This window comes from Chromobacterium sp. IRSSSOUMB001 (assembly GCF_023507765.1).
Lineage (GTDB): Bacteria > Pseudomonadota > Gammaproteobacteria > Burkholderiales > Chromobacteriaceae > Chromobacterium > Chromobacterium haemolyticum.
This window is the reverse complement of the sequence record NZ_JALCYU010000001.1, coordinates 67,607-79,780: the sequence shown is the minus strand read 5'-3', so window position 1 is coordinate 79,780 and position 12,174 is coordinate 67,607. Positions and strand designations below refer to the sequence as shown.

12 protein-coding genes are annotated in these 12,174 nt (G+C 66.8%); 8 read left to right on the top strand and 4 right to left on the bottom strand.

The window, feature by feature from the left end; all coding sequences use genetic code 11:
* Window positions 1-14 precede the first annotated feature (14 nt).
* Entirely contained in the window at window positions 15-956 is a 942-nt protein-coding gene (locus tag MOV80_RS00390) for a GlxA family transcriptional regulator (RefSeq protein ID WP_240314972.1), read from the bottom strand.
* Window positions 957-1,132: 176 nt separating this feature from the next.
* Here MOV80_RS00390 and MOV80_RS00385 point away from each other — a divergent pair, with 176 nt between their 5' ends.
* A complete protein-coding gene (locus MOV80_RS00385) occupies window positions 1,133-2,278 on the top strand; it encodes an aromatic ring-hydroxylating dioxygenase subunit alpha (RefSeq protein ID WP_107731683.1) in 1,146 nt (381 codons plus the stop codon).
* 15 nt (window positions 2,279-2,293) lie between these two features.
* The gene (locus MOV80_RS00380) at window positions 2,294-3,232 is read left to right on the top strand and encodes a PDR/VanB family oxidoreductase (RefSeq protein WP_107731682.1); all 939 of its coding nucleotides are present in this window, start codon (window positions 2,294-2,296) and stop codon (window positions 3,230-3,232) included.
* A gap of 340 nt (window positions 3,233-3,572) precedes the next feature.
* Here MOV80_RS00380 and MOV80_RS00375 read toward each other — a convergent pair whose 3' ends face one another.
* The 3 genes from MOV80_RS00375 to MOV80_RS00365 form a co-directional block, all read right to left on the bottom strand.
* Complete coding sequence (locus MOV80_RS00375; RefSeq protein WP_107731681.1) at window positions 3,573-3,983, bottom strand: type II toxin-antitoxin system HicB family antitoxin; 411 nt, start codon at window positions 3,981-3,983, stop codon at window positions 3,573-3,575.
* Between the two features lie 9 nt (window positions 3,984-3,992).
* Window positions 3,993-4,175: a type II toxin-antitoxin system HicA family toxin gene (locus MOV80_RS00370; RefSeq protein WP_043634155.1), complete on the bottom strand. Its 183-nt coding sequence runs from the start codon at window positions 4,173-4,175 to the stop codon at window positions 3,993-3,995.
* A gap of 283 nt (window positions 4,176-4,458) precedes the next feature.
* On the bottom strand, window positions 4,459-5,871 hold the full coding sequence (locus MOV80_RS00365) for a sigma 54-interacting transcriptional regulator (RefSeq protein WP_249604747.1): 1,413 nt from the start codon (window positions 5,869-5,871) through the stop codon (window positions 4,459-4,461).
* Window positions 5,872-6,246: 375 nt separating this feature from the next.
* On the opposite strand from MOV80_RS00365, the gene MOV80_RS00360 reads away from it, so the two are divergent.
* From MOV80_RS00360 to MOV80_RS00335, 6 genes are read left to right on the top strand one after another with little or no spacing between them, the layout of a single operon-like run.
* Window positions 6,247-7,038, top strand: a complete 792-nt coding sequence (locus tag MOV80_RS00360) for an ATP-binding cassette domain-containing protein (protein WP_249604746.1) — start codon at window positions 6,247-6,249, stop codon at window positions 7,036-7,038.
* A gap of 19 nt (window positions 7,039-7,057) precedes the next feature.
* Complete coding sequence (locus MOV80_RS00355) at window positions 7,058-7,831, top strand: transporter substrate-binding domain-containing protein (protein WP_249604745.1); 774 nt, start codon at window positions 7,058-7,060, stop codon at window positions 7,829-7,831.
* Window positions 7,832-7,871: 40 nt separating this feature from the next.
* Entirely contained in the window at window positions 7,872-8,585 is a 714-nt protein-coding gene (locus MOV80_RS00350; protein WP_019101254.1) for an ABC transporter permease subunit, read from the top strand.
* Between the two features lie 13 nt (window positions 8,586-8,598).
* Window positions 8,599-9,294, top strand: coding sequence for an ABC transporter permease subunit (locus MOV80_RS00345; RefSeq protein WP_048414643.1), 696 nt, complete (start codon window positions 8,599-8,601; stop codon window positions 9,292-9,294).
* Window positions 9,295-9,326: 32 nt separating this feature from the next.
* The gene (locus tag MOV80_RS00340) at window positions 9,327-10,529 is read left to right on the top strand and encodes an aminotransferase class I/II-fold pyridoxal phosphate-dependent enzyme (protein WP_249604744.1); all 1,203 of its coding nucleotides are present in this window, start codon (window positions 9,327-9,329) and stop codon (window positions 10,527-10,529) included.
* A complete protein-coding gene (locus MOV80_RS00335) occupies window positions 10,526-12,121 on the top strand; it encodes a 5-guanidino-2-oxopentanoate decarboxylase (RefSeq protein WP_249604743.1) in 1,596 nt (531 codons plus the stop codon). Before MOV80_RS00340 ends, MOV80_RS00335 begins: the two co-directional genes overlap by 4 nt.
* The last annotated feature ends 53 nt before the right edge of the window (window positions 12,122-12,174 follow it).

Here is a 12,174-nt window from a genome sequence, read left to right as displayed (position 1 = left end):
CGGAGAACAGGTCCTCAGGCGCCGCTGCGGTCCTCGCGATCTTCCCTCGGACTACGTCCAAAACGCTTGCGGTAAGCGCGGGAAAAATAGGACGGAGACTCAAAGCCGCAGGCCACGCTGATCTCCACCACGCTTAGCTCCGTCTGGCGCAGCAGCCAGCGGGCGCGGTCCAGCCTCAGCGCGCGGTAGAACTCCGCCGGCGAGGCCTTGAGATGGGCGCGGAACAAGCGCTCCAGCTGGCGGCGGGTGGCGCCGCAGCGCGCGGCCAGTTCCTCCGGCGGCCACGGGTCCTCCAGTTGCTCCTCCATCAGTCGTATCGCCTGCGCCAGCTTCTTGTTGTGCACCTGATAGCGGCTGGCCACTTGCAGGCGCTGATGCTCGGACGGACTGCGCATCTGGCCCTGCACCAGTTGTTCGGACACCGCCAGCGCCAGCTCGCGGCCGTGGCGTCGCGCCAGCAAGGCCAACGCCAAGTCCAGCCCGGCCACCGCGCCGGCGGAGGTGGGCCGCTTCTCGGTCAGGAACAGCTCCTGGCTGGCCGTCACCTGCGGGTAGCGTTCCCGGAAGGCCGGAATCGCTTCCCAGTGCAGCGTCACCGTTTCGCCGCGCAGCAGGCCGGCCTCGGCCAGGATGAAGCAGCCGGTGTCTATCGCCCCCAGGGTCGCTCCCCCGCGCTCCAGCCGTCGCAGCGCCGCGCCCAGCTCCGGCGTGTAATGGCGCAGCGGATGGAAGCTGCTGACCACGAACAGACAGGTGCACGGCCCGGCCTCCGCCAGCGCGCCGTCCACCATCAACGCGATGCCGTTGCTGGCCGCCACCGCCTGGCCGTCCACGGACAGCAATCGCCAGCGGCTGGCGCCGGGCTGAAAACGGTTGGCGATGCGGAAGGGTTCCATCAAGGCGGCAAAGCCGATGAAGGAAAACTCCGGCAATAACAGAAAATGGTATTCGTCCACCGTGCCCTCCCTCCCAGTTCAAAGCCCAGCATAAGCGCGAGCGCCCGGTTCACGTCAATGCCAAATTGTCGCGCAATGAAAAGTAAGCGTCGCCGCCATCCACTCCGCCGCCGCCGGCAGGCCGTTAAATCATCGACAGCTCTCCCCCACTCGCAGGCTTTTGAAGGAGCCCCGCCATGCAACAGTACGCCGCCGTCCAGTTCCCGCCCGCCGCGCCGCAACTGCCCGCCGATTTCTGCAGCGACATCGACCGTGCTCACACCCTGCCGGCGCGCTGCTACACCGCCGACGAAGTGTTCCAGTACGAAAAAGAACAGATCTTCGCCAAGTCTTGGCTATGCCTGTGCCACGGCAGCGAGCTGGCCCGGCCCAACGATTACGTCACCCGTCGGGTGATAGGCGAAAACATCCTACTGCTGCGCGACCGCGACGGCGCGCTGCGCGCCTTCTACAACGTCTGTCCGCATCGCGGCCACGAGTTGCTCAGCGGCAGCGGCCAAGCCAAGAATGTGATCACCTGTCCCTACCACGCTTGGGCCTTCAAGCTGGACGGCCAGCTGGCGCACGCGCGCAACTGCGAGCAAGTGGCGGACTTCGACCGGGCCGGAAACCATCTGAGCCCGCTGCGGGTGGCCGAATACTGCGGCTTCGTCTTCGTCAACATGGACCCGGACGCGCCGGACATTCACGTCGAATACGCCGGCCTGCAAGAGCACTTCATGCAAGTGTGCCCGCAAGTGGCGGACTTGAAAGTAGCCGAACGCGTGGTCACCACCACCCCGGCCAACTGGAAAGTCATCGTCGACAACTATATGGAGTGCTACCACTGCGCGCCGGCCCACCCCAGCTTCTCGCAATCGGTGTCCACCGAGGGCTACACCCACAGCTTCCACGGCCGCTGGACCTTGCAGCGCGGCGCCGCCCAATCCAGCGACAGCAGCTACGCCTTTGACGGAGAGGCCGCCAACCAGGCCTTCAACGGCTACTGGCTGTGGCCCGGCGTGATGTTCAATGTGGTGCCCGGCGACGCGGCGATGACGGTGATCTACGAGTTTCCGGAATCCGCCGGCGTCACCGTCCAGCATTACGACATTCTCTTCCTCAATCAGGATTTGAACGAGGAGCAACGCCGCTTCGTCAACTGGGCGCGCGACGAATTCCGCCCCGAAGACCTGCGGCTGGTGGAAAGCGTGCAGCGCGGGCTGCAATCTCGCGGCTACCGCGGCCAGGGCCGCATCATGGCGGACAGCCAGCGCAGCGGCATCAGCGAACACGGCATCGCCTATTTCCACCAGATGGTGGCCGCCGCTTACCGCGGCTGAACCGGAGCGCCGCGCATGTCCGCCATCGTCACCGAAGTCTGCGCCATCGAAGACGTGGCCGCCGGAGTCAAAGCCTTCACCCTGCGGCCGCTGGACGGCCCGGCCCCGCCTTGTCCGTCCGGCAGCCACATTGTGGTGGACATGCCGCCTCCGGGCCGGCCGGCGGCCTACTCGCTGCTGGACCCCGGCGGCGGGGTCTACCGCATCGCGGTCAAGCGCGAGCCGGATTCGCGCGGCGGCTCAAGCTATCTGCACGCGCTGAAGCCGGGCAGCCGCCTGCGCGTGCAGGCTCCGGCCAACCGCTTTCCGCTGGCCGCCGCTCCCGGCCCGCGGCTGTTCATCGCCGGCGGCATCGGCATCACCCCCTTCATCGCCCATATGGCGGCGCTGGGCAATGACGCCCACTACCAGTTGCACTACGCCTTCCGCGACGCCGCCAGCGCCGCCTTCGCCGCCCAACTGGCCAACCGAAGCGAACGAGGCGACGCCAGAGTCCACCTGTACGAGAGCCGAGCCGGACGCAGGCTGGACCTGGACGCCTTGATCGCCGCCGCGCCAGCGGACAGCCAGGTATACGTCTGCGGGCCGGAACGGCTGATCGCGGCAACGGCGGACGCCTGCGTGCGACGCTTACCCGCCGGCCGGCTGCACTATGAGCGCTTCAGCGCCGACGCGACGGCGGAGGGCGCTAGTTTCGAAGTGGAGCTGGTCCGCTCCGGCCTGCGGGTGCGGGTGGGCGCAGAGGAATCCATTCTGGCGGCGATAGAGCGGCAGACCGCGCTGCGGCCGGACTGCCTATGTCGGGAAGGTTATTGCGGCAGCTGTGAAACCAGGCTGCTGGCCGGCAACGCCGAGCACCGCGACCAATACCTGAGCGAGACGGAGCGCCAGGAGCGCATCATGATCTGCGTGTCGCGGGCGGCGGGGAGCGGGCCGCTGGTGCTGGATTTGTAACTAAGGCCAGCTAACAAAACCCCTGATCCTGCGTTGCGCCTCCTGGCCGTACCACTTGTACTGTAGCTTCGCAGAAACTTCGTTTTCTGCGTCGGCGCGCCTTGACTCAGCTACGCTGCGCGGTTTTGTTAGCAGGCCTAAGAGCCTGTTCACGATCTCGCGGGCTAAGGCGAGACAAGGCGTTGCGGCTGAAGAAGCGGAGTGTACAAGTGGTACATGAGCATTTTGAGCTCGTCCTCACCATGCAACGCCTCACGACGCGCAGCAGATCGTAAACGGGTTCTTAAGAGGCTGAGTGCGACGCGGCACATCCATGGTCAAACAGCAAAATTAACCACTTTTACGGCCGACACAACAGCTTTTCTAGCGCGGTCTTGGCCAGGAAACCGCTGCGGCTATCATATTCCGGGTGGGAAGCGACATATTCATCGATACGGTGCAGAAGGTTGGCCGGCAACGTGACATTGATCTTGGTCGCTTTACCCAGATAGCGAGTGATGTCCACATCCACCAGCGCCCAGAGATGGCCGGCAAACTCGGGTTTACCGACATGAGCCTGCGCACTGCTGGCCAGAGGGATAACGTCCAGGTCTTCCACCAGCCCTTCCAGATGTAGCTCAATGGCTTCGCGGGCATTTCGGATGGCCTCATCCAGAGTGTCCCCGGCGGAAAAGCAGCCGGGTAGATCCGGCACGATGACGCCATAGGCATGTTGGTCATCACCGGGTTCAACTGCAATCGGGTAGTACATAATGGTTCCTTACTTGAGACCCGCTTGTTTCTTGATGCTGTTCAGTGTGCCTATCGGTATGTCCTTCTTGGGGTGAGGCACCGTCACCCGGCCGGTCTTGATCGGGTGTTTGAACTGTTGATGGCTTCCCTTGGCGGCAACCAGATACCAGCCGTCGGCCTCTATCATGCTGATGACTTCTTTGCTGGTCACGGCGTCGCCCCTACGCTTAGAGTCTGTTTACGATCTGCTGCGCCTCGTAAACACAGTACGGTGAGAACAGCTTCAGAATGCTCATGTAGCATTTCTACATTCTGCTTTTGTTTTCACCTTGTCGCGCTCTTGCACGCAAGACATTTGAGCAGACTATCGGCCAGAGCTTATTCTAGCTTCTACGACTGGCCCGTCAATAACCCTGGGGTTATTTGATCGACAGCCAAGCGATCTCGCTCTCTACCCGCTACTCAGCTGCGAGGGACGCCATGCCCCGCCCCGCTCACCCCAACACCGTGCGCGCCAGCTGTATCCCGTGTTTCTTCAACTTGTACTGCAAGGTGGCGCGCGGCAGGCCCAGCCGGCGCGCCGCCTCGGTCAGATTGGCGCAGCCCTCCAGGCAGTCCACCAGCAGCCGGCGCTCATAGCGCGCCATCCGCTGCTCCAGCGTGCCCTCCGCGTCCAGCGGTGGCGCGGCCGGCGGCCGGCGCTCTTCCGCGCGCCGCTGCGCCGCCTCGCCCTCCTCCTCCAACAACAGGAAGTCCAGTTCGTCCCCACCCTCGCACAGGATCAGGCTGCGCAGCAGCACGTTCTCCAGCATGCGCACATTGCCCGGCCAGTGATAGCGCAGCATCCGCTCCATCACCGCGTGGCTGATGCGCTGCACGCGGTGGCCGGTGACCTTGCCGTGCTTGCGTAAAAAGGACTGCGCCAGCAGCGGGATGTCCCGCAGCCGCTCGCGCAGCGGCGGCACCGCCAGGCTGCCCACGTTCAGCCGGTACAGCAGGTCCGGCCGGATCTTGCGCTCGTCCAGCATCCGCTGCGGCGACTCGTTGCTGGCGGCCACCACCCGCACATCCACGCGCACCTCGGCACTGGAGCCCACCCGACTGAAGGTGCCCTCCTGCAAGGCGCGCAGCAGCTTGCCCTGGATGGACAGCGGCAGCGAGTTGATCTCGTCCAGAAACAGGGTGCCGCCGTGGGCGGATTCCAGCACCCCGCGCCGGTCCTCGGCCCCGGTGAAGGCGCCGCGCACGGTGCCGAACAAGGTGCTTTCAAACAGCGGCTCCGGCAGCGCCGCGCAATTGAGCACCACGAAGGGGCGCTCGGCGCGCGGCCCCTCCTGGTGCAGCAGCCGGGCGAACAACTCCTTGCCGGTGCCGGTTTCCCCGTGGATCAACACCTGCACGTCGGCGCGGGCCAGCCGCCGGCCCTGATGGATCAGCTGCTTCATCGCCGCGTCGTCGGTGATGATGCCGGTCAGCCCGCCGTCGCCCTCCTCCGCCACGCCCTGCTGCAAGTCCACCAGCGCCTGATGCAGCGGGCTGACCACGGCCAGATCGCGGGACAACTCCACCGCGCCGACGATGCGGCCGTCGGCGCGCTTCAGCGGCAGCGTGGTGTGCACCTGGTGCACCGCCTTGCCCCTGGGGTTGCGGTAACGCTGGTAATGATTGCGATAGCTGCGGCCCTGCCGCAGCGCCTGCAACAGCGTGCTGCTGTTCTCGTCCAGCTCCGGGTACAGCTCCAGCAGATAAGTCCCCAGCGCCTGCTCGGCAGTGTAGTCGTCCAGCTGCGAGCACTCCTGGTTGTAATAGGCGTAGCGTCCATCCTGGTCGATGATGGCCACCGACAGGCCGATCGCGTCGAAGAAATCGCCAAACAGCGCAATGCCTTGGCTTAGGTCTGCATCCATGTCTCCCCCTTCCCCTTGAGAACCTGTTTCCGATCTGCTGCGCGTCGGCGATACGGCGTTGAAAACATCTTCGAAATGCTCATGTACCACCTGTACATTCCGCTTTCTCAGCCGTTTTCGCCTTGTCTCGCCTTAGCTCGCGAGATCGGAAACAGGTTCTTAGCTGCTTCAAGCACGGGTGCCAAAAATTTGGCGTTTTTATGAATAGTTGCAGTATTGACGGTTTTTGTCGCCACGAGCAAGCGCAAAACCCTTTTAAATTCATGCAATTAAAAAACAGGCCCGCTGGCATGGATGTTGCCACTCCTAACACGGTCGCACCAAGGTGCGGCTGACAACAACAGCAGGCTGCCACAGCCGCAAGGAGGAGAGCCCATGCATCACCCCACCCCCACCATCCACCCACCTCCCACGCCCATCGTCGCGGTGGAAAACCTGCGCAAGCGCTTCGACAGCCAAGTCGTGCTGGACGGCGTCTCCTTCGCCGCCTCCGCCGGCGAAGTGGTGTCGCTGATCGGCGCCAGCGGCTCCGGCAAAAGCACCCTGCTGCGCTGTCTCAACCTGCTGGAAGTTCCTGACGACGGCCGGGTGCTGATCGCCGGCGAGGAAATCGCCCTGCGCACCGACAAACGCGGCCAGCGCGCGCCGGCCGACCCGCGCCAGGTGGACCGGCTGCGCACGCGGCTGGGCATGGTGTTCCAGAACTTCAACCTGTGGCCGCACATGACGGTGCTGGAAAACCTGATCGAGGTGCCGATACGCGTCTTGCGCCAGCCGCGCGCCGAAGCGGTGGCGCTGGCCGAGGCGCTGCTGGAGAAAGTGGGCATGGCGGACAAGCGCCAGGCCTATCCGGCCTTCTTGTCCGGCGGCCAGCAACAACGGGTGGCCATTGCCCGCGCGCTGGCCACCCGGCCGGCGGTGATGCTGTTCGACGAACCCACCTCCGCGCTGGACCCGGAACGGGTGGGCGAAGTGCTGCGGGTGATCCGCCAGTTGGCCGAGGAAGGCTGCACCATGCTGCTGGTCACCCACGAAATGGCCTTCGCCCGCGAAGTGTCCAGCAAGGTGCTGTTCCTGCATCAGGGCCGCATCGAAGAAGCCGGTTCGCCGGAACAGGTTTTCGCCGCGCCGCGCAGCGAACGCTGCCGCCAGTTTGTCAACGCCTGACACCCCAGGGAGAAACCCCATGAAGCCACTCCGCACCCTCATCGCCGCCTTCGCCGTCCTGTGCTGTGCCGCCGCGGCGGCCGCCAACCCGCTGCGCATCGGCATCGCCGCCGAACCTTACCCGCCGTTCACCATCAAGCAGAGCAACGGCCAGTGGAGCGGCTTTGAAGTGGAACTGGTGCGCAAGCTGTGCCAGCGCCTCAAGCAAAACTGTCAGATCGCCGAAGTGTCCTGGGACGGCATCATCCCCGCGCTCAACAGCAAGAAGATAGACGTGATCTTCAACTCCATGTCCATCACCCCGGAGCGGGAAAAAGTCATCGCCTTCAGCCTGCCCTACTACTACACCGCCTCCGAGTTCGTCGGCCCCAAGGGCCAGAAAACCGTGCTCAGCCCGGCCGGCCTCAAGGGCAAGACCCTGGGCGTGCAATCCGCCACCACCAACGCCAACTTCCTGAAGAAATACTACGGCGTCGGCTCCGTCATCCGTTACTACAACACCCAGGACGAACTGAATGCCGACCTCGTCGCCGGCCGCGTGGACCTGATGCTGCTGGACGCGCTGGCCGCCAGCGATTTCCTCGGCGGCAAGGACGGTTCCGGGCTGGAATCCAAGGGCCTGGCGCCCAAGGACCCGCTGTTCGGCCCCGGCATAGGCGCCGGCCTGCGCAAGGCCGACACCGCGCTCAAGCAGCAGTTCGACCAGGCCATCCTGCAACTGCGCGCCGACGGCAGCTTCGACGCCATCCAGAAGAAATACTTCAAGGTCAACATCTCGCCGGACGCCAAGTGACAGCGCCCCGCCAGCCCGCGCCGCCCCAGGGAGAGCCTATATGCTGGATGCACTGCAACAAGCCTACGACGCCGTAGTCCGCGACTGGGGCCCCGCCCTGCTGCAAGGCGCCGTGGTCACGCTGGAAATCTCGCTGGGGGCTTTCGCGCTCGGCCTGGTGATAGGCCTGGCCACTGCGCTGGTCAAACTGGGCGGCCACCCGCTGCTCAAACGGCTGGCCAACGCCTACACCAGCGTATGCCGCTCGCTGCCGGAGCTGCTGCTCATCCTGCTGCTCTACTACGCCGGCGGCGACGCCATCAACGCGCTGGCGGCGCTGCTGGGCCAGCCGCAGGTGGAAGTGAACGGCTTTGCCGCCGCCATCGTGGTGCTGGGCATCGTGCAAGGCGCTTACGCGGCGGAAATCATGCGCGGCGCGGTGCAGGCGATACCGCACGGCCACATCGAGGCCGCGCGCGCCTTCGGCTGCGGCCGCTGGCTGACCGCGCGCCGAGTGATCCTGCCGGAGATGATGCCCTACGCGCTGGCCGGCTTGGCCAATCTGTGGCTGGTGCTGATCAAGGACAGCGCGCTGATCAGCGTGGTGGGCTACAGCGAACTGCTGTTCACCACCAAGCAGGCCGCCGGCTCCACCCGCCAGTACCTGCTGTTCTACCTGACCGTGGCCGCCATCTACCTATTGATGACCCTGCTGTCCAACGCCGGCTTCAGCCTGATTGAACGCCGCTTCCGCCGCTGGCAACCGGCGCTGTGAACGGGAGACCCGCATGAACTTCCAATGGCTGCAAGACTACGGCCCCATGCTCTGGCGCGGCATCGCCGTCACCGTGCAACTCCTGCTGCTCTCCGGCGGCCTGGGCTTCGCGCTGGCGGTGGCGGTGGGCTTTGCCCGGCTGTCCCGCCAGCCCTTCCTGGCCTGGCTCAGCCTGTCCTTCACCAACCTGATCCGCGGCACCCCGCTGCTGGTGCAGATCTACGTGCTCTACTACGGCCTGGGCAGCCTGTTCGCCGGCTTTCCGGCGCTGCGCGACAGCCTGCTGTGGCCTTACCTGCGCGAAGGCTTCTGGTACGTGGCGCTGGCGCTGGCGCTGAGCGTGGCCGGCTATGTGGGCGAAGTGGTGCGCGGCGGCCTGGCCGCCGTGCCCAAGGGCGAACTGGAAGCCGCCCGCGCGCTGGGCATGTCGCGGCTGACCACGGCGCGGCGCATCTGGCTGCCGCGCGCGCTGCTGATCCTGCTGCCGTCCCTGGCCGGAGAAACCGTGCTGCTGCTCAAATCCACCGCGCTGGCCTCCACCGTGGCGGTGATGGACGTGCTGGGCGCCGCCAACCTGGTGCGCGCGCAAACCCTGCGTACCTACGAACCGCTGCTGACCGTGGCGCTGATCTATTTCGCGCTGGCCTGGCTGATAGAACGCGTCTTCCTGCGACTGGAAAAGAGACTGCCAGTCCGCACCGCCTTCTGATACCGCGCTATCCCATTATTACGGAGACCCCCATGCGCTTTTCCCCCCTGGTCGAACGCATCGCCGGCGAACGCGTCGATGCCTGGAACATCCACTTTGCGGCGCAACAAGCCGCCGCCCGCGGCGAGGACGTCATCATCCTCAGCGTGGGCGATCCGGAGTTCGCCACCCCGGCCCCCATCATTGAACGCGCGGTGGCCGCGCTGCGCGACGGCGACACCCACTACAGCCCGGTGGACGGCCGCGCCGACCTGCGCGCCGCCATCGCCCGCCGCCACGCCGCCGCCACCGGCCTGGACATGGACGCCGACAACGTCATCGTGGTGGCCGGCGCGCAAAACGGCCTGTTCTCCGCCGCGCTCTGCCTGTGCCAGGCCGGCGACGAAGTGCTGGTGCCGGAGCCCATGTACCTGACCTACGAAGCCAGCATCCGCGCCAGCGGCGCCGCGCTGGTCCCGGTGCCCGTCAAACCCGCGGACGGCTTCCACCTGGACCTGGCCGCGCTGGAAGCCGCCGTCACCCCGCGCAGCCGCGCCATCTTCCTCGCCACCCCCTGCAACCCCACCGGCGCGGCGCTGCGCCCGGACGAACTGTCCGCGGTGGCCGCGCTGGCCCGCCGCCACGACCTGTGGGTGGTGGCCGACGAAGTCTACGCCGGCCTCAGTTTCGAAGCCCCGCACCACAGCATCGCCGCGCTGCCCGGCATGGCGGAACGCACGCTGACCCTGGGCAGCCTGTCCAAATCCCACGCCATGGCCGGCTGGCGGCTGGGCTGGGCCGCCGGCCCGCGCCCGCTGATCCAGCACATGGGCACGCTGGCGCTGTGCATGCTCTACGGCATCCCCGGCTTCATCCAGCAAGCCGCGCTGCTGGCGCTGCAAGACTACGACGCCTTCGTCGAACCCGTCCGCGCGCTGTACCAGCGCCGGCGCGATCTGGCCCACAGCCTGCTCAGCGGCGTGGACGGCCTGCAATGCCCGCTGCCGGAAGCCGGCATGTTCCTGCTGCTGGACGTGCGCGGCTGCGGCCTGGAAGCCGGGGATTTCGCCTGGAAACTGTTTGAAACCACCGGCGTCTCCGTGCTGGACGCCGCCGCCTTCGGCCCCACCGCCGCCGGCTTCATCCGCCTGGGTCTGGTGGTGGACGACGAACGCCTGGCCGAAGCCTGCCGCCGCATCGCCCGCTTCGCCGGCCAACTGCGCGCCGCCGCGCCAAGACAAAAGGAATCCGCATGAACGCCACCCTGGGCAGCTACCTCACCGCCTGGCTGGCGGCTTACGGCGTCGACACCGTGTTCGGCATCCCCGGCGTCCACACCATCGAGCTCTACCGCGGCCTGGCCGGCAGCGGCATCCGCCACATCGCCGCCCGCCACGAACAAAGCCTGGGCTTCATGGCCGACGGCTACGCCCGCGTCAGCGGCAAACCCGGCGTCTGCTTCGTCATCACCGGCCCCGGCCTCACCAATATCGCCACCGCCATGGGCCAGGCCTACGCCGACTCCATCCCGCTGCTGGTGATCTCTGGCGTCAACGCGCGCGGCAAGCTGGGCTCCGGCGACGGCCACCTGCACGAACTGCCGGACCAGCACGCGCTGGCCAGCCAAGTCGCCGCCTTCAGCCACACCCTGACCGCGGCGGCGGAACTACCGCAAGTGCTGGCGCGCGCCTTCGCCGTGTTCGACGGCGCCCGCCCGCGCCCGGTGCACATTGAAATCCCGCTGGACCTGATGGCCGCGCCCGCCGACGGCCTGCCGCCGCCGCAAGCGCCGGTAATGCGGCTGTTGCGCGGGCCGGCCGCCCCCGCCGCCATCGACCGCGCCGCCCGCCTGCTGTCCAGCGCGGAGCAGCCGCTGCTGCTGATAGGCGGCGGCGCGCGCCAGGCCGCGCCGCAACTAACCCGGCTGGCGGAAATGCTGGACGCGCCGGCGCTGATGACCATCAACGCGCGCGGCGCGCTGCCGAACGGCCACCCGCTGGCGCTGTCCTGCAGCCCCTCGCTGCCGGCCGCGCGCCGCCTGATCGCCGCCAGCGACGTGGTGCTGGCCGTGGGCTGCGAACTGGGGCCCACCGATTTCGACATGTACGTGGACGGCGGCTTCCGCCTTCCCGGCGCGCTGATCCGCGTCGACATCGACCCGGAACAACTCTGCCGAGGCCGCGGCGCGGATCTACCACTGCTGGGCGACGCCAAAGAAACCCTGCAACTGCTGACGCTGCGGCTGACTAACGCCGCCCGCCAGGGCGCGGAGCGCGCCGACGCCGCCCGCCGCCTGGCCGCCGCCGAAATGGAACCGGAAAACGCCGCCGACCTGGCCTGGCTGCACCGCGTGCGCGACATCCTGCCGCAAGCGCGCTGGGTGGGAGACTCCACCCGCCTAGTCTACGCCGGCAACCTGGGCTTTTGCGCGCCGCGCGGCAACAGCTGGTTCAACGCCTCCGTGGGCTTCGGCGCGCTGGGTTACGGCCTGCCCGCCGCCATCGGCGCCGCGCTGGCCGAACCGGAGCGGCCGGTGCTGTGCCTGGCGGGCGACGGCGGCTTCCAGTTCACCCTGGCGGAAATGGGCACCGCGATGGAAACCCGCGCCCGCCTGATCGTGCTGCTGCTCAATAACCGCGGCTACGGCGAAATCAAAAGCGCGATGCGCGCCGCCAAGATGGAACCGCTGGGCGTGGACCTCTACACCCCGGACTTCCCGGCGCTGGCCCGCGCCTACGGCTGGCGCGCCGAAACCCTGGCGCTGGGCACCCCGGAACCGCTGCTGCGCCAGGCGCTGGAACAGGCTGCCGCCGCCGCCAATCCCACCCTGATAGAAATCGAGGCCTAAGAGTCTGTTTACGATCTTGCGAGCTAGAGCGAGACCAGGCGAAAACGGCTGAA

Excerpts from the sequence above, each read along its gene's own strand:
- MOV80_RS00360 (WP_249604746.1), top strand. The coding sequence starts at position 6,247 with ATGCATCACCCCACCCCCACCATCCACCCACCTCCCACGCCCATCGTC.
- MOV80_RS00350 (WP_019101254.1), top strand. The coding sequence starts at position 7,872 with ATGCTGGATGCACTGCAACAAGCCTACGACGCCGTAGTCCGCGACTGG.
- MOV80_RS00335 (WP_249604743.1), top strand. The coding sequence starts at position 10,526 with ATGAACGCCACCCTGGGCAGCTACCTCACCGCCTGGCTGGCGGCTTAC.
- MOV80_RS00340 (WP_249604744.1), top strand. The coding sequence starts at position 9,327 with ATGCGCTTTTCCCCCCTGGTCGAACGCATCGCCGGCGAACGCGTCGAT.
- MOV80_RS00375 (WP_107731681.1), bottom strand. The coding sequence starts at position 3,983 with ATGTACTACCCGATTGCAGTTGAACCCGGTGATGACCAACATGCCTAT.
- MOV80_RS00345 (WP_048414643.1), top strand. The coding sequence starts at position 8,599 with ATGAACTTCCAATGGCTGCAAGACTACGGCCCCATGCTCTGGCGCGGC.
- MOV80_RS00365 (WP_249604747.1), bottom strand. The coding sequence starts at position 5,871 with ATGGATGCAGACCTAAGCCAAGGCATTGCGCTGTTTGGCGATTTCTTC.
- MOV80_RS00380 (WP_107731682.1), top strand. The coding sequence starts at position 2,294 with ATGTCCGCCATCGTCACCGAAGTCTGCGCCATCGAAGACGTGGCCGCC.
- MOV80_RS00355 (WP_249604745.1), top strand. The coding sequence starts at position 7,058 with ATGAAGCCACTCCGCACCCTCATCGCCGCCTTCGCCGTCCTGTGCTGT.
- MOV80_RS00385 (WP_107731683.1), top strand. The coding sequence starts at position 1,133 with ATGCAACAGTACGCCGCCGTCCAGTTCCCGCCCGCCGCGCCGCAACTG.